This is a genomic window from Nitrospirillum viridazoti CBAmc (genome assembly GCF_000730165.1).
In the GTDB taxonomy this organism is placed as follows: Bacteria; Pseudomonadota; Alphaproteobacteria; order Azospirillales; family Azospirillaceae; genus Nitrospirillum; species Nitrospirillum viridazoti.
Window position 1 is genome coordinate 2,417,263 of the sequence record NZ_CP022110.1, and the last position, 19,259, is coordinate 2,436,521.

General features: G+C 66.3%; 17 protein-coding genes. 5 read left to right on the forward strand and 12 right to left on the reverse strand.

From position 1 onward, the window contains the following. Positions 1 to 100: 100 nt before the first annotated feature. Positions 101 to 1,354: an acyl-CoA desaturase gene (locus tag Y958_RS11095; protein ID WP_244909265.1), complete on the forward strand. Its 1,254-nt coding sequence runs from the start codon at positions 101 to 103 to the stop codon at positions 1,352 to 1,354. Positions 1,355 to 1,512: 158 nt separating this feature from the next. Continuing rightward, positions 1,513 to 2,616, forward strand: coding sequence for a PA0069 family radical SAM protein (locus tag Y958_RS11100; protein ID WP_088872025.1), 1,104 nt, complete (start codon positions 1,513 to 1,515; stop codon positions 2,614 to 2,616). Between the two features lie 84 nt (positions 2,617 to 2,700). Here Y958_RS11100 and Y958_RS11105 read toward each other — a convergent pair whose 3' ends face one another. The 6 genes from Y958_RS11105 to hemN all read right to left on the reverse strand — a co-directional run bounded on the left by Y958_RS11105 (position 2,701) and on the right by hemN (position 8,760). After that, entirely contained in the window at positions 2,701 to 3,948 is a 1,248-nt protein-coding gene (locus Y958_RS11105; protein WP_088872026.1) for a hypothetical protein, read from the reverse strand. Between the two features lie 207 nt (positions 3,949 to 4,155). Next, positions 4,156 to 4,578 carry an ExbD/TolR family protein gene (locus Y958_RS11110; RefSeq protein WP_088872027.1) on the reverse strand — a complete coding sequence of 141 codons (423 nt, stop codon included), beginning with the start codon at positions 4,576 to 4,578 and terminating at the stop codon, positions 4,156 to 4,158. Positions 4,579 to 4,603: 25 nt separating this feature from the next. Beyond that, positions 4,604 to 5,053 carry an ExbD/TolR family protein gene (locus Y958_RS11115; RefSeq protein ID WP_088872028.1) on the reverse strand — a complete coding sequence of 150 codons (450 nt, stop codon included), beginning with the start codon at positions 5,051 to 5,053 and terminating at the stop codon, positions 4,604 to 4,606. Between the two features lie 2 nt (positions 5,054 to 5,055). Next, a complete protein-coding gene (locus Y958_RS11120; protein ID WP_244909266.1) occupies positions 5,056 to 5,985 on the reverse strand; it encodes a MotA/TolQ/ExbB proton channel family protein in 930 nt (309 codons plus the stop codon). An 81-nt stretch (positions 5,986 to 6,066) separates the two neighbouring features. Beyond that, on the reverse strand, positions 6,067 to 6,729 hold the full coding sequence (locus Y958_RS11125) for an energy transducer TonB (protein WP_145727863.1): 663 nt from the start codon (positions 6,727 to 6,729) through the stop codon (positions 6,067 to 6,069). A 624-nt stretch (positions 6,730 to 7,353) separates the two neighbouring features. Beyond that, positions 7,354 to 8,760, reverse strand: coding sequence for an oxygen-independent coproporphyrinogen III oxidase (gene hemN / locus Y958_RS11130; protein WP_088872030.1), 1,407 nt, complete (start codon positions 8,758 to 8,760; stop codon positions 7,354 to 7,356). A gap of 204 nt (positions 8,761 to 8,964) precedes the next feature. On the opposite strand from hemN, the gene Y958_RS11135 reads away from it, so the two are divergent. The 3 genes from Y958_RS11135 (at position 8,965) to folB (ending at position 11,363) form a co-directional block, all read left to right on the forward strand. Then, the gene (locus tag Y958_RS11135) at positions 8,965 to 9,630 is read left to right on the forward strand and encodes a ribonuclease HII (protein ID WP_425600676.1); all 666 of its coding nucleotides are present in this window, start codon (positions 8,965 to 8,967) and stop codon (positions 9,628 to 9,630) included. Between the two features lie 143 nt (positions 9,631 to 9,773). Then, complete coding sequence (locus Y958_RS11140; RefSeq protein WP_088872600.1) at positions 9,774 to 10,865, forward strand: site-specific DNA-methyltransferase; 1,092 nt, start codon at positions 9,774 to 9,776, stop codon at positions 10,863 to 10,865. Between the two features lie 42 nt (positions 10,866 to 10,907). Next, on the forward strand, positions 10,908 to 11,363 hold the full coding sequence (gene folB, locus Y958_RS11145) for a dihydroneopterin aldolase (protein WP_088872032.1): 456 nt from the start codon (positions 10,908 to 10,910) through the stop codon (positions 11,361 to 11,363). A gap of 76 nt (positions 11,364 to 11,439) precedes the next feature. On the opposite strand, the gene Y958_RS11150 is transcribed toward folB, so the two are convergent. The 6 genes from Y958_RS11150 to Y958_RS11175 form a co-directional block, all read right to left on the reverse strand. Next, positions 11,440 to 12,090, reverse strand: coding sequence for a DUF799 domain-containing protein (locus tag Y958_RS11150; RefSeq protein WP_088872033.1), 651 nt, complete (start codon positions 12,088 to 12,090; stop codon positions 11,440 to 11,442). A gap of 43 nt (positions 12,091 to 12,133) precedes the next feature. Continuing rightward, positions 12,134 to 12,541 carry a DUF4810 domain-containing protein gene (locus Y958_RS11155; protein ID WP_040842817.1) on the reverse strand — a complete coding sequence of 136 codons (408 nt, stop codon included), beginning with the start codon at positions 12,539 to 12,541 and terminating at the stop codon, positions 12,134 to 12,136. After that, positions 12,538 to 12,855 (reverse strand): hypothetical protein, encoded by a 318-nt coding sequence (locus Y958_RS11160; protein ID WP_040842830.1) that lies wholly within the window; start codon positions 12,853 to 12,855, stop codon positions 12,538 to 12,540. Before Y958_RS11160 ends, Y958_RS11155 begins: the two co-directional genes overlap by 4 nt. Before the next feature lie 23 nt (positions 12,856 to 12,878). Further along, positions 12,879 to 13,733 (reverse strand): CsgG/HfaB family protein, encoded by an 855-nt coding sequence (locus tag Y958_RS11165; protein ID WP_088872034.1) that lies wholly within the window; start codon positions 13,731 to 13,733, stop codon positions 12,879 to 12,881. Positions 13,734 to 14,003: 270 nt separating this feature from the next. Next, positions 14,004 to 15,254: a threonine ammonia-lyase gene (locus Y958_RS11170; RefSeq protein ID WP_004271504.1), complete on the reverse strand. Its 1,251-nt coding sequence runs from the start codon at positions 15,252 to 15,254 to the stop codon at positions 14,004 to 14,006. Between the two features lie 127 nt (positions 15,255 to 15,381). Next, the gene (locus tag Y958_RS11175) at positions 15,382 to 18,867 is read right to left on the reverse strand and encodes an indolepyruvate ferredoxin oxidoreductase family protein (protein WP_088872035.1); all 3,486 of its coding nucleotides are present in this window, start codon (positions 18,865 to 18,867) and stop codon (positions 15,382 to 15,384) included. Positions 18,868 to 19,259: the final 392 nt, after the last annotated feature.

Consider the following 19,259-nt stretch of genomic DNA (forward strand, 5'->3'; position numbering starts at 1 on the left):
GCGGAGTCGGCTTTAAGGCCGAATTCTGCTATCCAGACGATATAGACATCATCCCCGCCCGGCCCCTTCGCCGCCGGCCCCTGACGGAGTGCACACGCCTGTGACCACCCCTGCCCGCGAGACCCTTCCCGGGGCCGAAAGCCCGGCTGATCACTACCTGGACGATATCCAGGCCACCGGCGCCGTTCCCTTCATCCTGGTGCATCTGGCCTGCCTGGGCGCCATCTGGACGGGGGTCTATTGGCAGGACGTGGCCTTGGCCGTGGGCCTCTACGGCCTGCGCATGTTCGGCATCACCGGCGGCTACCATCGCTATTTCTCGCACCGGGCTTACAAGACCAGCCGCTGGTTCCAGTTCATCCTGGCCTTCATCGCCCAGACGTCGGCCCAGCGCGGCATCCTGTGGTGGGCGGCCAAGCACCGCCATCACCACCGTTATTCCGACACCCCGGCGGATGTGCATTCCCCGGCCCAGCGCGGCTTCTGGTACGCGCACATGGGCTGGATCTTCACCGCGCGCCACGACAAGACCGATCTGGCCGCCGTGCCGGACCTGGCCAAGTTCCCCGAGCTGCGCTTCCTGGACCGGTTCCATTACCTGCCCGCCTTCATCCTGGCCGTCGCCGTGTGGTTCGCGGCCGGCTGGTCGGGCCTGGTGGTGGGCTTCTTCTGGAGCACCATCGCCACCTACCACGGCACCTTCTGCATCAACTCCCTGGCCCACGTGTACGGCCGCCGCCGCTACCTGACCGGCGACGACAGCCGCAACAACTGGTGGTTCGCCCTGCTGACCATGGGCGAGGGCTGGCACAACAACCACCACGCCTATCAGAGTGCCGCCTGCCAGGGTTTCCGCTGGTGGGAGGTGGACACCACCTATTACATCCTGAAGGCGCTTTCCTGGGTGGGCGTCACCTGGGACCTGCACCGCCCGCCGGCCGCGGTGGTACGGGGTGAGCAGCGTCTGGGTAAGGCCATCATCGAGAAAGCCGCCGGCCAGTTGGCCGCCACCTTCCATGTGGAGCAGATCGCCGCCCGCCTGCAGGCCACCCTGGCCGATACCCCCTCGCTGGCCGACGTGAAGGCCGAGTTGCAGCACAAGCTGCAGAACGCGCGGGCCCAAGCAGAGGCTATGCTGGCCTCGCTGCACATGCCCGAGCTTCATATGCCCGCCATGCCCAGCCTGCCGGAACTGCACATGCCGAGCATGCCCACCTTGCCCACGCGGGAAGAGCTTAAGGAGCGGGCCGCCGCCATGTTCGTGCGCACCTCCTCCATGGACGACATCGTCGACCGGGCCCGCCAACTGCTGATCGAGGCCGTCTGCGCCCGCCTGGCCACCGCCGCCGCCTGAGCCGCCATCGCTTCGCAACGAGGCCGCCCTGTGGGGTTCCCGGGGCGGCCTTTTTGCTGACTGCCAGAAGGGATGGTAGGAGGGTTGGCAACCCAAATGTTCATGTTGTGTTCTTATTTTTCCGAGCGTAGGCTGCCCTCCGGGTAACGGAGGACGCCATGGTCGACATCCTGGATGACCGCCCGCTGAAGGGCCGGGGCACCGTCTCCAATCGCGTGGGCCGGTTCGAGGCCCATGCCCGCATGCGCACCGACGACGGCTGGGCCCGGGCGGGCCATGACGGTTGGGACGAGGAGGCGGACCTTGAGGTGGCCGCCGCCACGCAAGTGCGCTTGGACACCTCGCGCAGCGTCATCAGCTACAACGACAGCCCGGACGTGAATTTCGACCGCTCCATCAACCCCTACCGGGGGTGTGAGCATGGCTGCGTCTATTGCTTCGCCCGGCCCAGCCACGCCTATCTGGGCCATTCGCCGGGCCTGGACTTCGAGACCATCCTCTACGCCAAGCGCGACGCTCCGGCGCTGCTGGCCAAGGAGCTGCGGGCCAAGGGCTACACCCCCCAGCCTATCGCCCTGGGCGCCAACACCGACGCCTACCAGCCCATCGAGCGGACGGAGCGCATCACCCGTGGTGTGCTGGAGGTGCTGCGCGATTTCCGCCATCCGGTGGGCATCATCACCAAGTCGCCCCTGGTGCTGCGCGACCTGGACATCCTGGCGCCCATGGCGGCCGATGGGCTGGCGCGTGTCTCCATCTCCATCACCACCCTGGACCGTGACCTGGCCCGCAAGCTGGAGCCGCGGGCCGGCACGCCGCAGCGGCGCCTGGATGCCGTGCGCCAGCTGTCGCAGGCGGGCGTGCCCGTCAGCGTCCTGGCCTCCCCCATGATTCCGGCCCTGAACGACGCGGAGCTGGAGGGCATCCTGGCCGCCGCGAAGGAGGCGGGGGCCACCCAGGGCCATTACATCCTGCTGCGCCTGCCGCGGGAACTGGGCGACCTGATGGAGGAATGGCTGCGCCTGCATGTGCCCGACCGGGCCGACCATGTGCTGAGCCTGATCCGCCAGTGCCGGGACGGCGGCCGCAACCACGCCGAATTCGGCACCCGCATGCGGGGTACCGGCGTCTACGCCCAGTTGCTGACCGCTCGCTACAAGCTGGCGGTCAAGCGCCTGGGCCTGGACCAGCGGCGCTGGAGCATGCGGTGCGACCTGTTCCAGCCCCCGCCCCAAGCGGGGGACCAGCTGGCGCTGTTCTGAGGGCGCAAATGACAAAGGCCGGCCCCGCCAGGGACCGGCCTTCGCATTTCCAGGACCCGGCGCCACGCGCCGGGTTCAGGAGGATCAGAACGGGCTGATGCCAGCCTGGATCAGGTACAGGCGGGCGATGTCGGCGGTGCCGTCGGTGCCCTTGATGCTCTTCGTGGTCTCCACGGCCTTGGGCTTCTGGCCGGCGGCCAGGTAGGCCTGGACCAGACGCAGCTTCGCCTCTTCCGGATACTTCAGCTGGTCCTTCTTGATACCAGCCTGGATGACCTCGATGGCCTTGGCGGCGTTGCCCAGGGCCAGATACTGCGTGCCGACCTTGACCAGCTGCTTGCCGTCCGGCTGGGCGGCCGCTTCCTTCTCGTCGTCCGGCAACTTGCGCTGATCGTCATCCACCTGCTTGCCGGCCATGTCGGCCAGGCGCTTCTCGCGGTCGCCCTGGGCCTTGCCCAAAATGCCGGCCTTGAAGCCCTTGTCCATGACGGCCTTGGCCTCGGTGCCCAGGCCGTCGCTCATGGCCAGCTGGGCGAATTCCAGGTACGGGCCCGGATCCTTCACCAGGCCGGCGCCGATCTGCAGGCGCAGCACGTCGATCTGCAGGCGGTTGGAGTTGAAGCCGGGCAGCTTCTGCACGCCGCGGATCACGCTCTCCCAGCTTTCCTGATCCGGGTAGTTCACCAGGATCCGCTCCATCGCGTCGAGGAAGGCGGCCTTGTGGTCCATATTGTATTCAGCGCTGGCGACGGTCTGCAGCAGCGTCTTGGACGGCTTGCCGCCCTGGGCCTGGATCATGGCGCGCGCGGCCTTGGAGGCGTTGGCGTAGTCCTTCTGGTCCAGGTAAATCTGGATGGCCAGTTCCTTCAGGCGGTTATCAGTACCGCCGTCCTTGTAGTAGCGGTCGGAGGCGGCGGAGAACTTGGCGTAGTTCTTCACGCTGAAGTAGGCTTCGGCGATCAGCTTGTCACGATTGACCTTGTCGGCGTCCGGCACCTGGCCAGTGGCCAGCGTCGCTTCCAGGGACTTGGCGAAGTTCGCCATGTCGCCAGCGCCGCTGTAGGCGGAGGCGCGCAAGGTCTCGATCGTGTAGGTCTCGTACGCCGACTTCTTGCTGGCCTTGTCGGCTTCCTCGAGCTTATCCAGCGCTTCCTTGTACTTCTTCGCCTTCAGCGCCTCTTGGGCGGCCTGCAGCGGCTTGCCGACTTCCGGGCTGAACTTCTTGGCGGCGTCGGCGGCGTGGGCCGGCGTGGGGGCGCTGATGACAACGGCGCCGCCCATGGTGAGCGCCGAGGCGAGCAGTGCGGCACGAAGGAAGTGCGTGGCGATCATTCCGAGGACTCTACCTGCTTTGTTGAAGGGCTGGACCGACGAGCGGCCCCTCATATCGGGAAATCTAAATCGGCAATTGGGGTGAAATAGGGACAAGCATCCCGAAAAGGGCCCGCGCCCCCAAAAGATCACGAGCCCCCGAAAACGGTTACGGCGGCCCCGCATCCCAAGACCAGCTCGGGTAACGAGGCCGCCGCATACACGGACTTAGTCCATGAACTGTTCCGCACCCACCAGACCCAGCTTGGTCACGCCCAGGCGCTGGGCCGAGGCCATGACCATCGCCACGGTGTTATATTTGGCCAGCTTGTTCGGCCAAAGATGAACCTCGGGCTGCGGGTTCTTGAGCGCGGCGTCCTTCAGACGCAGCTCAAGGTTCTGGCGATCAACGGTGGTTCCGTTCCACTGAATCGTGTTGTCGAAATCCACCATGATGTTGATCACCTCAGGCGGCGTTGTGTTGGTCTGCGGCGGGGTCGCCGACGGCATGTCCAACTTCACCGCATGGGTTTGGATCGGAATGGTGATGATCAGCATGATGATCAGCACCAACATCACGTCGATAAGCGGCGTGGTGTTGATGTCCATCATGGCTTCGTCTTCACCACCTCCGCCAACGTTCATACCCATGGCTTAAACTCCTTCGGCGGAACCGTCAGTGCGCGACCGGGATCGCGCCCGCCGGCGGCTCGGTGATGAAACCGATCTTCACGATGCCGGCCCGCTGGGCCGCAACCACCACCCGGCCCACATATTCGTAGCGCGCGTTCTTGTCGCCACGGATGTGAACTTCCGGCTGGGGCTGTTCCACGGCGCGCACCTTGAGCTTGTCAAGCAGGGTCGTGTAGTCCGGAATCTTGGTTTCGTTCCAGAAGATGTCGCCGTCCCGGTTTACCGCGATGACGATGTTTTCCGGCTTCGTCTTGGTAGGCTGATTACGTTCCTTCGGCAGATCCACCGGCACCGTGTGGGTGACGACGGGAACCGTGATCAGGAAGATGATCAGCAACACCAGCATGATGTCGACGAGGGGGGTCGTATTGATCGCCGATACGACCTCGCCATCATCATCACCATCGCCGGCAGAACCGACGTTCATCCCCATGTTTACGCGCTCCGAGCGGACTTGCCGGCGCCGAGGCGGCCACCGCTGACCAGCAGGGCGTGCAGGTCGGCGGAGAAGTTGCGGACGCGGTCCATGGCGGTCTTGTTGCGGCTCAGCAGCCAGTTGTAACCCAGCACGGCGGGCACGGCGACGGCCAGACCGATGGCGGTCATGATCAGGGCTTCACCGACGGGGCCGGCGACCTTGTCGATCGAGGCCTGACCGGCGATGCCGATGTTGGTCAGGGCGTGATAGATGCCCCACACCGTACCGAACAGACCGACGAACGGACCGGTCGAGCCGACGGTGGCGAGGAAGGCCAGGCCGCCCTTCATGCGGTTGCTGATGCTGTCGACCGAACGCTGCAGCTGCATGGTCACCCAGGTGTGCAGGTCGATCTGGTCGACCAGCGTGCCTTCGTGGTGCTCGGTGGCGCGCAGGCCGTCTTCGACCAGCATGCGGAACACGCTGTTCTTGCTCAGCTTGGCAGCGCCATCCGCCAGGGACGGGGCGGTCCAGAAGGACTTGTCGGCCTGGGCGGCGGAGCGCAGCAGCAGGGTCTGCTCGATCAGCTTGGTGACGATGATGTACCAGGTGCCGGTCATCATGATGACCATGATCATCAGCACGCCGCGGGAAACGAAGTCACCACCGTTCCACAGGGCGTTGAGGCCGTAGGGGTTCTCGACGGTCGTGGTGGCGGCCGGCGGGGCGGCGACGTCGCTGGCACCGGTGTCGGCGGCGGGCGCGGCGGCCGGAGCGGCCTGATCAGCAGCCGGAGCCGGAGTGGCGGCGGCCGGGGCCGAGCTGTCGGTGGACGGGGTCGTGGTCTGGGCGACCGCGACCGAGGTGAAGGTACCGACGACCAGGGCCACCATGGCGAAACGCACCATGGAACCGGCGGTCAGCTTGAAACGCTCCCTAATGCTCATGACAATTCCAACACATTTGGGTTGAGGGGATGAGGAACCCTTGCGCATCCGCGTCTAAGAGGCCCCGGTTTTCTTGAACTGTTAACGCGCGTCCTTGAGCTGGAAGCGGTAGGCGATCTTGGTCGAGGACCAGGTTCCCACGGCCTTGCCTTCCTGCTGCTCAGCCGTGCACTTCCACACACCGCGCTGGGCCTGCTTGATCACCGCCTCGTCCAGGCGGTCATGCGTGCTGGACTCCACGATCTTGGCGTCGGTGACCTTGCCGCTGCTGTCGCAATAGACAACGAACACGACACGGCCTTCTTCACCCAGACGCGAGGACGCGGACGGGTATTCCGGCTGGTAGCGGCTGAAGCTGTTCGGATCGACCTTGACCGGCACCGAGGCCGGAGCAGGCGGGGCGGTGGGCGCGACCGGAGCCGTCGGCGGCACGACCACCGGCGGCTTGTTCGTCGAGACCGAGGCCACCACCGGCGGCGGCGGGGTCTCGATGTTGACCTCGACCGGCGGCACGAACGGCGGCGGCTGGACGGTCTGCGGCGGCGGCGGCGGCGGCGGCGGCGGCGGCGGGGTCTCGTCCTTGATCTCTTCGATGATCTTGGTCTCCACAGGACCCTTGACCACCTCGACGACCTTGCTCGCAAGGCCGGTGACGAGAGCGTAGACGATGCCGGCCTGGATGAGGACTGTGGCGACCAGCCCGATCAACCGGCTGCTTGACGATTGTTTTGCGGTGTAAGGCATTTTCCTGCGGTCACATCACGAAGGAAGACACCGCATCGGAAAACGCCGCGGCGTATCCGAGCGGAAGTGATTCACGGGAGGCAGAACGGGGAGAATCCACGATGCCCGGGACCTGGGGTCCGCCTGGACATCGAAACGCAATCCTGGGGTCGACCAACACCGACCTTCCCACATCTGCCTCCAATTCATTTGCGAAGCAGTATCCGGCACCCGTGGCGCACATCCGGTTATTTCATAACCTGATAAACACCAGCCCCAAGCACCACGGCCCGCTTTTCACGGACCTGAACACCGCTTGCGATCGTTGTCGACCTTCACAGTCGAGCCTTGTTGCGTTTTCGTATGCCCGATTTCTAAGACGCACGCAAGCGGCAGGTATGCAGGAAATGACTCTCTCGGTCACTGCCTGTCTTAAACCACCCGGGCTTCGTAATTTCATGCAACTTTCGCGGGGCACGATCGCCATTTTGCTGCATTGCAGCAGGGGCTTGGGGACTCTCCTCCGTTAACCTGTGGGACTGTTTCTTTTCAGTCTTCTAAGGCACATTGTGAAAGCGGGCCGGGAACACCATGGGTTTCGCGGACGCGGCGATCCGCCCCATCTTGAAAAATTCTGAAAAAAATCTACACGGCATAGCTGTGCCGTCCCGATTCCGGATCGAAGTAAGCATCGAACAGAACCGCGACGCTGCGGACCAGGGGTCGAGCCTCCTCCCTCACCTCGACCCTAGTTTTATCACAGATTATCATATCATCGTCGGCAAGCGCGGCCAAGGCGCGGCGGGTCGCTGGGGTCAGGATCTCTTCCAAAGAACCACCGTGGCGGCGGCACGTATCGCTTAAGTCCACCGAAAAGCGGCACATCAACTGTTCGATGATGTCGGCGCGCAGTCTGTCGTCATCGCTAAGGGCCAAGCCCTTGGCCACCGCCCACCCCGTGCCGTCACCCGCCTCATGGGCTTCCCACGCCTTAAGGTAGGCAGGCACTTCCACCTTGTTCTGGATATATCCCCCGCGCGTGCGCCCGATGGCAGAGGCGCCGAAGCCCAGCAGCGCCGTGGCCGTGTCGACGGTATAGCCTTGGAAATTGCGTTTCAGCCGGCCGGCAGCGTAGGCCGTGGCCATCACGTCGTCCTTGCGGGCGTAGTGGTCCAGGCCGATGGCGACATAGCCCGCAGCCTCCAGCGTCTCGGCCATGGCGGCCGCCTGCTCGGTCCGCTGGGTGGCGCCGGGCAGGGCGGCCGTCTCGATGCGGCCTTGGTGGGCCTTCAGTGACGGCATGTGGGCGTAGCCGAAGACGCTCAGCCGGTCCGGCGCCAGCTCCAGGGCCTGGGCCACGGATTGGACACAGCTATCCACCGTCTGGTGGGGCAGGCCATAGATCAGGTCCAGGTTGATCCCGCCGATGCCGGCCTGGCGCAGGCGGGCCACCGCCTCCGCCGTGGCGGCGTAGGGTTGGATGCGGTTGATGGCCCGCTGCACCCGGTCGTCAAAGCTTTGCACGCCCAGGCTGGCCCGGGTGACGCCGCCCTGCCCCAGGGCCGCCGCCATGGCGGGGGTCAGGGTGCGGGGGTCGATCTCCACCGCGATCTCCGCCGTGGCCGCCGGCCGGCCGAAGCGCTGGGCCAACCGGTCCATGAGCGACTGGAAGGCGTCGGGGGGCAGCAGGGTGGGCGTGCCGCCCCCAAAGTGGATGTGGGTGACGGGGGGCAAGCCGCCCCCCCCAGACAGCGTAGAGTCGCGGACCAGCGCGCCGGCCACGGCGTCGATCTCCGCCTCCAGCGCCGCCTGGTAGCGGCGGATGGGCGCCTCGTGGTTGACGACCGTGGTGTGACAGCCGCAGTACCAGCACATGCTGCGGCAGAAGGGGACGTGCAGGTAGAGCGACAGGGTGTCGGCCGCCGTCAGCTGCCCCAACCAGCGGCGGTAGTCGTCGGCCGTAACCGCCGCGCTGAACTGCGGTGAGGGCGGATAGCTAGTGTACCGGGGGACGCGCTGGTTGCGGTACTTGGCGACGAGATCGGGGCGCATGGGGACGGACCTGGCGGGACGATGGTGGGACGGACGCATGCTGCGCCCGATGCGTCGGTGGCAAAATGATCTGCCTCAACCTCTCCCTATTCCCGGAGGTCCAAAGCTTGCCCGCGAGGGGTGCGGTCGGCCATCATGGCGGCCACGCCCGTGCTTAAGCTGTGAACGATGCCCCGCCCCCGCAAGCCCACCTCCGAAATTATCATACAGTTGGGACCGCCCACCCTGCGGCCGGAGCTGGATGCCGGCCACGCCCATGACAGTCTGGTCTGCGGCGTGGACGAGGCGGGGCGCGGCCCCCTGGCCGGCCCGGTGGTCGCCGCCGCCGTCATCCTGCCCATCTGTTCCCCCGGCAGCACGGAAGCCCCGCCCTGGTGCGCCGGCATCAACGACAGCAAGAAGCTGACGGCCGCCGCCCGCGACACCCTGTTCGACGCCATCCGGGCCAACGCCCGCGTGGGCGTGGGCGTCAGCAGCGTGGAGGAGATCGACACCGTCAACATCCTGCAGGCGACCTTCCTGGCCATGCGGCGGGCGGTGGAGGCCCTGGTGGCCGATGGCGGCCCCGCCCCCCTGACGGCCCTGGTGGACGGCAACCAGCGTCCACCGGGCCTGCCCTGCCCCCGCATCACCACCCTGGTCAGCGGCGACGCGCTGAGCCTGTCCATCGCCGCCGCGTCGATCATCGCCAAGGTCACCCGCGACCGTCTGATGGCGGATCTAGCCCTGTCGCACCCCGGTTATGGGTGGGAACGCAACGCCGGTTACGGCACGGCCGAACATCGTGACGCAATCAAGATATTGGGGGTCACGCCCGCTCACCGCCGTACATTTGCTCCAATCTCAGAACAGTTGGCTCTAAACCTTTGACTCTACTGACTCTTGCCTAAAAAATTACATTGACGGCGACTCGGGGCCGACTCATTGTCGGCAAAAATCAACCCCCGATTCGGCGAATACTCCCCATGTTGAAGACCCCGGAAATCCGTACTGACTCCAAGACCAAGTCCAAGATGCGGGAGGCAGCGCCCGCCAACCGGATACTTGTGGGCGACTGCGTTTCCCTGATGCAGGGTCTGCCGGCCGGATCGGTCGACATGGTGTTCGCCGACCCCCCCTATAACCTCCAGCTGTCGGGCGACCTGATGCGCCCCAACCACACCCGCGTCGACGGGGTGGATGAGGAGTGGGACCGCTTCGCCGACTTCGCGACCTACGACCGCTTCACCCGCGACTGGCTGGCCGCCGCCCGCCACGCCCTGAAGGACGACGGCACCCTGTGGGTCATCGGCAGCTACCACAACATCTTCCGCGTGGGCGCCATCCTGCAGGATTTGGGCTACTGGATCCTGAACGACATCATCTGGCGCAAGACCAACCCCATGCCCAACTTCCGGGGCAAGCGCTTTACCAACGCCCACGAGACCATGATCTGGGCGGCCAAGTCGCAGGACGCCAAGTACTTCTTCGCCTATGAGGCGATGAAGAACCTGAATGAGGAGCTGCAGATGCGCAGCGACTGGCTGTTCCCCCTGTGCACGGGGTCGGAGCGGCTGCGCGACGCCGACGGCAACAAGGCCCACCCCACCCAGAAGCCGGAGGCCCTGCTGTACCGGGTGCTGTCCAGCTCCACCCGCGTGGGCGACACTGTGCTGGATCCGTTCTTCGGCACCGGCACCACCGGTGCCGTGGCCAAGCGCCTGCGCCGCAACTGGATCGGCATCGAGCGGGAGAAGACCTACGCCGAGGTCGCCCTGTCGCGCATCGCGGCGGTGGAGCCCGCGGCCGAGGCCGAGCTGTTGGAGCCGCCGTCCAAGCGCGCCCAGCCGCGGGTACCCTTCGGCTGGCTGGTGGAGCGCGGCCTGCTGCAGCCCGGCACCACCCTGTACGACACCCGCCGCCGCCACAGCGCCCGCATCAAGGCCGACGGCACCCTGGTGGGCGCCAACCACCTGGGTGAGCACAACGGCTCCATCCACAAGGTGGGTGCCGCCATGCAGGGCCTGCCGGCCTGCAACGGCTGGACCTTCTGGCACTATGTCGAAGGCGGCCAGCTGGCCCCCATCGACATGCTGCGCCAGCGCGTCATCGCCGAGATGCACTGAGCGGCCCTTCCCGCCACCCGGCCAGGGTGGTAGAGGAGCCCTATGAATAAGCTCTTCGCCCAAGTGACGGGCACGGCCGCGAAGGCCGCGCCCGCCCAGGTCCGGTCCCCCGCCGTTGCCAACCCGCCGGTGGCGAGCTCCTCCCTGGCCCGCATCTTCGTGCGCGACCTGGTGGTGATGGCCGTCATCGGCATCTATGAGCATGAGAAGCAGAAGGCCCAGCGCCTGCGCGTGAACCTGGACATGATGGTGCTGGACCGGTTGGGGTTACGGCGCGACGACATCGCCGACGTGGTGTCGTACGAGGACGGCGTCACCATCGTCCGCGAGCTGGCGGCCCAGGGCCATCTGCACCTGGTGGAAACCTTCGCCGAGACGGTGGCCCAGCGCCTGCTGGCCGATGGCCGGGTTCACAGCGTCACGGTGCGGGTGGAAAAGCTGGACGTCTTCCCCGACGCCGCCTCGGCCGGCATCGAGATCACGCGGCAGCGGGGGTGACATCCATCCAAGGCACACAATACGAAAAGGGCAGCCGGGTTCCGGCCGCCCTTCGCGTATGCCCGATCCCGGAGGATCAGTTCTTCTTGTAGCCCTTGTCGTAGGGTCCGGGCAGCAGGCCCTGATCCGGGGTGTTGACCGCCTGGGCATTGGCGAAATTAGCCACCCGAATGTAGCTGGGGTGTGCCCGCTCAACGGCCGCCTTGACCGCGCCCACCAGCAGACTGATGGGGTCGATGCCACCAGCGCCCTGGCTGTAGGCGGCAGTCGTGGTCTGATCCCATAACGTCTCCCCCGTCTTGCCACTCTTCAGCGTGTAGTGGACACGCACCGTGGTGGACGCGGAGACGACGATGTAGCTGGCGTCCCAGTTTTCGATTTCCGCGTACAACACGGCATCGGCACCAAACAGATTGGCCAGGCGGCGGGGATCGGCCGCGCGCACCATGTCGGCATCACCCAGGCCGTCGTCCTCCATGGTGCGCTTCACCATGTTGACGGGGAACACGTAGTAGCCGCGCTCCGCCAAGGGCACGGCCAAGGTGGCCAGGAAATTGTCCGGCGCATCCACCTGCGTGCTCTTGTTGGTCACGGGAATGACCAGGATGGAGTGCGGGTCCTCGGAACGGTAGGCGGTGTAGTCCTTGGGCGGCGGCTTGTGGGCGCAGGCCGCGGTCAGCGCCAGCAGGACGGCCACGGCCGTCCGGCGCAAAGCGACTTTAAGCATAGGGGGACATCCCTCGGAATGGAGTTCCAGCGACACGGTCGGGTCAGCTGACGGGAACGGCGGAGACCTGCTGCTGCGGCTGGGCCGGTTGCTGCTGGGGCTTCGCGCCACCAGCCTTGGCGTTGGCGATGGCCTTGTCCATGAAGGCCGACGATTCCGGCCAGGCGGCCTTTTCGCGGTTGAACAGGTCCACGGCCTTTTGGGTATCGCCCTTCAGCGCGGCCATGTAACCGGCCTCGGCATAGATGCCGGGCGGCACCTTCTTGCCCTTGGGGTCCGGCGTCGCGATGATGGTGTCCAGGTCCTTCACATAGGCCGCCTCGGTCTTAGGATCCTGGTAATAGTCCAGCAGCCCGGACGAGTACTCACCCCAATTGTACTTGGGCCCGGAGGCGCAAGCGCTCAGCGCCACACCCGCCACGACCAGCATGAGAATGCCGCCCTTCTTCATCGTCCCCCTCCTGTTCCAGGAACCGTTATGGTTTTGGTGATCGCGTCGCCCAGATAGATGGTCTCGGCGTAGATGCGCTGGCCCTGGTCCTGCACTTCCACCTGATGGGTTCCGGTGGTCAGGGTCAGGACCTGCTTCGCGCCGTCATAGGCAGAGGCCGCCCCCATGGACTTCCCGTCCACGATCAGCACGGCGGTGGACGAGGCGTTCTGCACCGCCAGGTGCGGGCTGCTGTCCACCGTCCTGACGGTGGTGACCGGGGCCGCGCAGGCGGCCAGGGCCAGCAAGCCGGCCAACGGCAATAAGCGCTTCATGTTGTTCCCCATGGCAGCCGGGCTCACTTCGGCGCGGCGACGAACAGGCCGGCGGTCTTGCCAGCGGGAATGCCGCCACCGACAACGTGCGCGACCGAGCCTTCGTTGGTTTCATTGTCACCAAAGGTGCTGTCGATAACGACGTCGGCCACGGCCGTGGGCGGGAGCTCGATGTCGAAGCCGGTCTGGGCGCTGCGCACCTTGTCGCCGGCCTTCATCACCTGCAGCCGATCACCTGGCTTCAAGCCCTGACGAGCGCCGCCGCTGACATAGACGGTGGTGCCTTCGACCTTCAGCAGATCGCTGCGCCAGGGCCGTTCCTCCAACTTGCCCACAACGCGGCTCAGCACATCAGAGATGGCGGCGCCGATGGCCTTGTCGTTCAAGGTGCTGTCATAGCCGGCGCGGTTGCCGAAGCCCATCACCGTGCCGTTTTCCACATCGGCCTGCCCGGTGCCGGAGGCGGAGAAGAAGACATGGCCCGTCTTCACGTCAACCAAGCGAATTTCCACCTTGGCGTGGGCGACTTGCTTCTTCGTGTTGGAGAGGAAGCCGGCCTCCCCCTCGGTGCTGCGGCCGAATTCGGTAAGGGAGCCCACGATCAAGGCGTCGACGCCCACGATGTTGCCCACGCTCCCCTGAAGCTGCTGCTCGTTCTGCAGCAGGTTCAAGTCGGGGCGTTCGAATATCAGGAACTTGCCGGATTCCACCAAGCGGGCGCTCAGCATATCGCTGGTCTGCCGGCCCAAGGGATCGATCTGATCGGCGGTCAGCAGCGCCTTGCCATAGCGCGTCTCGTTGGTGAAGCGGCCGATGGCGACCTTGCGCTTCAGCACCTTGGCATCCGCCACCGGGACCGGCGCGGGCGCGGCCGTCACCGGGGGCGCAACCGCCTTGGGCGCAGATGGAGTGGTGGCGCATCCCGCCAGAGACGCGGCAAATGCCGCAAGAAAAACAAGCCGCCCGGCGTTTACCGAAGCGACTACTCCCCCAGGCTTATACATAGGCGCATACCCATCTATTGCGGTATGCCCTATGTATTATCGGAACGCGCAAATATGCAATAAGTTAACGTGTTAACATTTGCCGATATGCTACTTATGTATGTACCAATGTGCGGCACTTTGTCGCGGAGAATTTATTACAGTTCACGATTCTCCAGTCAAAGCTTTGACTTGGAAACCATTACTGCGCAGCGCCTCGACCACGCGGCCGGCGTGGTTGGCGGAGCGGCATTCCACCGTGATGTCGATGTCGGTGGCCTTGACGTTGGCGGTGCTGAACAGGCGCTGGTGCACGGCCTCGATGATGTTGCCGCCGGCCTCGCCGATCAGGGTGGTGATGCGGCCCAGGGCGCCCGGCCGGTCGGGGATGACCACGCGCAGGGTGACGATGCGGCCCTCGCGCACCAGCTGGCGCAGGATGACGCTGGCCAGGACGCGGCTGTCGATGTTGCCGCCGGACAGCACCAGGCCCACCTTGCGGCCGGCGAAGCGCTCCGGATGCTTCAGGGCGGCGGCCAGGCCGGCGGCGCCGGCCCCCTCGGACACCGTCTTCTCGATGTTCAGGAACAGGGCCACGGCCCGCTCCACCTCCCAATCCTCCACCAGGATGATGTCGTCAACCTTCTGCCGGACGATCTCCAGCGTGGTGGCGCCCACGTTCTTGACGGCGATGCCTTCGGCGATGGTGTCGCCGCCCACGCTGACCGGTAGGTTGTGCAGGGCCTGGTACATGGGCGGATAGGCCGTGACCTCCACCCCGATAACCTCGATGTCAGGCTTGCGGGCCTTGGCGGCGATGGCCATGCCGGAGATGAGACCGCCCCCACCCACGGGCACCAGCAGCACGTCCAGGTCGGGGGCGGCGTTCAGCATCTCCAGCGCCACCGTGCCCTGGCCGGCGATGACCAGCGGGTCGTCATAGGGGTGAACGAAGACGTAGCCATGTTCCCTCTGCAGGCGCTCGGCCTCCGCCGCCGCCTCCGCCAGCACCGCACCTTTCAGCACCACCTTGGCGCCGAAGTTCTCCGTATGCTCCACCTTGATGAAGGGGGTGCCCTCGGGCATCACGATGGTGGCGGGGATGCCCAGGCGGCCGGCGTGGTAGGCGACACCCTGGGCATGGTTGCCGGCCGACATGGCGATGACGCCGCGCCGGCGCTCCTCCTCCGTCAGGGAGAGCAGGCGGTTCAGGGCGCCACGCTCCTTGAAGCTGGCGGTGAACTGCAGGTTTTCGAACTTCACCCAGATTTCACAGCCGGCGATGCGCGACAGGGTGCGCGACGGGATACAGGGCGTGTCGATGACCTGGCCGCCCAGCGCCAGGGCCGCCGCCCGCACATCCTCCAGGGTGACCTTGTCCGTACCGGTGCTGCCCACGCTGGCGTTGCTGTCCATCCCGTTCGTCCTTAAAGAGGCGTCCTCGAAAGTGGCGCCAACCATAGACCTCAAGCAACGGCCCGCGACAGGGGATTGTCGCGGGTCCGGCCTCGTGTCGCTGCGCTCGATCCTTACTCCGCCGCCCTTACTCCGCCGCCAGGGGCGCGGACTGGCCCGGCGTGCCGGTGCGCCAGTCGCGCAGCAGCGCCTCTTCCTTGGCCTTCACTTCGGCGTAGGCCTTTTCCTTGACGTGGCCATAGCCGCGGATCTTCTGCGGCAGCTCCGCGATCTCCACCGCCAGCGCATGGTTGTCCTCGGACAGGCCGGCCAGCAGTTCCGCCACCGTGGCGCGGAAGTCGACGATCAGCTGGCGTTCCATGCGGCGCTCGGCAGTGCGGCCGAAGATGTCCAGCGCGGTGCCGCGCAGGCCCTTGCAGGCCGCCAGCAGGCGGAAGGCCGTCAGCATCCAGGGACCGAAGGCGCGCTTGCGCATTTCGCCGGTGGCCGGGTCGGCGTGGGACGCGGTGGGCGGCGCCAGATGGAAGACCAGCTTGTAATCGCCCTGGAACTGCTGGCGCACCTGGTCCACGAAGCTGGTCTGGGTGTAGAGGCGCGCCACCTCATACTCGTCCTTGTAGGCCATCAGCTTGAACAGCGTGCGGGCCACGGCCTCGGTCAACTGATCGGCGCCCGTCACCTTGGCCGTCTCCACCGACCGCACCTGGGCCACCAGCTGGCGGTAGGCGTCGGCGTACGCCGCGTCCTGGTAGTCGGTCAGGAAGGCGGCGCGGCGCTCGATGGCCTCGTCCAGCGTCTGCGACAGGCGGCGGTGGGGCTGGTCGGCCGCCGGACCCTTGGGCGTGGCGATCTTCTCGACCGCCGCCTGGTCCAGGGCGGCGCGGCGGCCCCAGCGGAAGGCGTCGGTGTTCATCTTCACCGCCGCCCCGTTCATCTCGATCGCCTTCTCCAGCGCCTCGGCGCTGACCGGCACCAGGCCCTTCTGATAGGCGTAGCCCAGCATGAACAGGTTGGTGGCGATGCTGTCGCCCAGCAGGCCGGTGGCGATGCGGGTGGCGTCCACGGCGTTGACGGCGTCGGCACCGCAGGCCTTGGCCACCGTCGCCACCATGGACCCGCCGTTCATCTGGAAGTCGGGGTTGGTGACGAAGGCGGCGGTGATGGCCTCATGGGTGTTCAGGATGGCGTGGGTACGGCCCTTCGCCATCTTGGTCAAGGCGTCGGCGTTGGCCGCCACCACGATGTCGCAGCCCAGTACCACGTCGGCGCCGCCGGCGGCGATGCGGGTGGCGTGGATGTCCTCCGGCCGTTCGGCGATGCGCAAATGGCTGGTGACCGCCCCGCCCTTCTGCGCCAGGCCGGCCATGTCCAGCACGGTGCAGCCCCGGCTTTCCAGGTGCGCGGCCATGGCGACGATGGCGCCGATGGTGACCACGCCCGTGCCGCCCACGCCCGTCACCAGGATGTTCCAGGGACGGTCCAGGGTACGCCGCATCGGCTCCGGCAGGGCCTCGACGCTGTCCGCTTTGCTACCGGCCGGCTTGGGCTTGCGCAAGGACCCGCCCTCCACCGTCACGAAGCTGGGGCAGAAGCCCTTGAGGCAGGAGAAGTCCTTGTTGCAGCTGGACTGGTCGATCTGGCGCTTGCGGCCGAACTCCGTCTCCACCGGCACCACGGACAGGCAGGAGGACTTGGCCGAGCAGTCGCCGCAGCCCTCACACACCAGCTCGTTCACCACCACGCGGCGGGCCGGGTCGGGGAAGGTGCCGCGCTTGCGGCGGCGGCGCTTCTCGGCGGCGCAGGTTTGTTCATAGATCAGGACGCTGACGCCCTTGATCTCGCGCATCTCGCGCTGCACCCGGTCCAGGTCGTCGCGGTGCTCGATGGTGGTGAAGGCCGGCAGGCCCTGGCCCAGGCCGTACTTTTCCGGATCGTCGCTGACCACGACGATGCGCTCCACGCCCTCGGCCTCCAGCTGGCGGGCGATCTGGTGCACGGACAGGCTGCCGTCCACCTTCTGGCCGCCGGTCATGGCGACGGCGTCGTTGTAGAGGATCTTGTAAGTGATGTTGACCTTGGCGGCGACGGAGGCGCGCACCGCCAGGATGCCGGAATGGAAATAGGTGCCGTCGCCCAGGTTGGCGAAGACATGCTCCTCCCCCGCGAAAGGCGCCTGGCCGATCCAGTGCACGCCCTCGCCGCCCATCTGGCTGAAGACGTCGGTGTTGCGGCCCATCCACGTCACCATGTAGTGGCAGCCGATGCCGGCCAGGCCGCGGCTGCCCTCAGGCAGGTGGGTGGAGGTGTTGTGCGGGCAGCCGGAGCAGTAGAAGGGTGCCCGCACGACGGTGCTGGCCGAGGCGGTGGGGCGCAGCTGCGCCTCCAAGGCCCGCACCCGCTCCGCCACCCGGTCGACCATCAGGCCCAGCTTGGCCATGCGGCCGGCCAGGGCGAGCGCGATGGTGGTGGGCGACAGTTCCGCCTTTTCCGACAACAGCGGCCGGCCGTCCTCATCCGTCTTGCCCAGGATGCGGGGGCGGCGGTCCCAGTTGTACAGCTGCTCCTTCAGCTGCGCCTCGATCAGGGCGCGCTTCTCCTCCACCACCAGCAGCTCTTCAGCGCTTTCGGCGAAGTCGCGGATGCCGTGGGGTTCCAGCGGCCAGGTCATGGCCACCTTGAAGATGGCGATGCCCAAGTCGGCCGCCATCTCGGCGGTGATGCCCAGCTCATCCAAAGCCTGGCGCACGTCCAGATAGGACTTGCCCACGGTGACGATGCCCAGGCGCGGCTTGGCGGCGCCCAGGATGACCTTGTCCAGGCGGTTGGCCCGGGCGAAGGCGCGCGCCGCGTCCAGCTTCCACTGGATCATGCGGTCTTCCTGGATCAGCGGCGTGTCATGCAGGCGGATGTTCAGCCGGCCGGGCGGCATCTCGAAATCGGCGGGCAGGACCACGCCGCTGGTGATGTCCGGCACCCGCACGATGGCGGAGGTGTCGATGGTGTCAGCCAGGGCGGTGAACCCCACCCAGCAGCCGGAATAGCGCGACATCTCCCAGCCGATCAGGCCGTAGTCCAGGAACTCCTGCACGCCGGCCGGGCTCATCACCGGCATGAAGGCGTGGATGAAGGCGTGGTCCGACTGGTGCGGCAGGGTGGAGGATTTGGAGGCGTGGTCGTCGCCGGCGATGGCCAGCACGCCGCCATGGCGGCTGGTGCCGGCGAAGTTGGCATGCTTCAGCGCGTCCAGCGAGCGGTCCACGCCGGGGCCCTTGCCGTACCAGATGCCGAACACGCCATCGACCTTGGCGCCCTTGAACAGGTTGACCTGCTGGCTGCCCCAGACGGCGGTGGCGCCCAGTTCCTCATTCACGCCCGGCTGGAAATGGATGTTGTGGCGGGCCAGGTGCTTGCGCGCCTGCCACAGCGCCTGGTCGTAGGCACCCAGGGGGGAGCCGCGATAGCCCGAGATGAAGCCGGCGGTGTTCAGGCCAGCCGCGCGGTCGCGGTCGCGCATCAGCATGGGCAGGCGCACCAGCGCCTGGGTCCCGGTCATATAGACCCGGCCGTCCCGCAGGACGTACTTGTCATCAAGGGTAACGGCGGCCAGCGTCATAACGCATCTCCCACTCGGGTGAAACTGGTCCCCTGCCTAGCCTTGCGGGCCATCACCCGATGCGGTCGGGCGGTGGCCTTTACAAGGGACGGTGCCTCGCGGCCTGGGGGTCCGCAGAGTCCGGCGCCGATGTTCCCTCGGCTTACCCCAGCATCTAAGCAGGGATGCATCCTTCCGAAAATAGGTCATATATGCTGACATATTTCCTGTCGGAAGCACTGCAGCAATCGCGCCGACTCATTCCCGCTGACCGTCATTTGGGTTCTATCCTTACGCACACCGCCGGCACCCTGCTGCTGGCCACCCCTCAGTGCATCGAACAGCCGTTTTTCCACACCGCGACTCGGGCACCACGCTGGCCTGGCCCGCCCCCACCCGGTAGTCTGCCGCCA

Coding starts and splice junctions, on each gene's coding strand:
- Y958_RS11100 (WP_088872025.1), top strand. CDS start 1,513: ATGGTCGACATCCTGGATGACCGCCCGCTGAAGGGCCGGGGCACCGTC.
- Y958_RS11105 (WP_088872026.1), bottom strand. CDS start 3,948: ATGATCGCCACGCACTTCCTTCGTGCCGCACTGCTCGCCTCGGCGCTC.
- Y958_RS11110 (WP_088872027.1), bottom strand. CDS start 4,578: ATGGGTATGAACGTTGGCGGAGGTGGTGAAGACGAAGCCATGATGGAC.
- Y958_RS11115 (WP_088872028.1), bottom strand. CDS start 5,053: ATGGGGATGAACGTCGGTTCTGCCGGCGATGGTGATGATGATGGCGAG.
- Y958_RS11120 (WP_244909266.1), bottom strand. CDS start 5,985: ATGAGCATTAGGGAGCGTTTCAAGCTGACCGCCGGTTCCATGGTGCGT.
- Y958_RS11125 (WP_145727863.1), bottom strand. CDS start 6,729: ATGCCTTACACCGCAAAACAATCGTCAAGCAGCCGGTTGATCGGGCTG.
- hemN (WP_088872030.1), bottom strand. CDS start 8,760: ATGCGCCCCGATCTCGTCGCCAAGTACCGCAACCAGCGCGTCCCCCGG.
- Y958_RS11140 (WP_088872600.1), top strand. CDS start 9,774: ATGCGGGAGGCAGCGCCCGCCAACCGGATACTTGTGGGCGACTGCGTT.
- folB (WP_088872032.1), top strand. CDS start 10,908: ATGAATAAGCTCTTCGCCCAAGTGACGGGCACGGCCGCGAAGGCCGCG.
- Y958_RS11150 (WP_088872033.1), bottom strand. CDS start 12,090: ATGCTTAAAGTCGCTTTGCGCCGGACGGCCGTGGCCGTCCTGCTGGCG.
- Y958_RS11155 (WP_040842817.1), bottom strand. CDS start 12,541: ATGAAGAAGGGCGGCATTCTCATGCTGGTCGTGGCGGGTGTGGCGCTG.
- Y958_RS11160 (WP_040842830.1), bottom strand. CDS start 12,855: ATGAAGCGCTTATTGCCGTTGGCCGGCTTGCTGGCCCTGGCCGCCTGC.
- Y958_RS11170 (WP_004271504.1), bottom strand. CDS start 15,254: ATGGACAGCAACGCCAGCGTGGGCAGCACCGGTACGGACAAGGTCACC.
- Y958_RS11175 (WP_088872035.1), bottom strand. CDS start 18,867: ATGACGCTGGCCGCCGTTACCCTTGATGACAAGTACGTCCTGCGGGAC.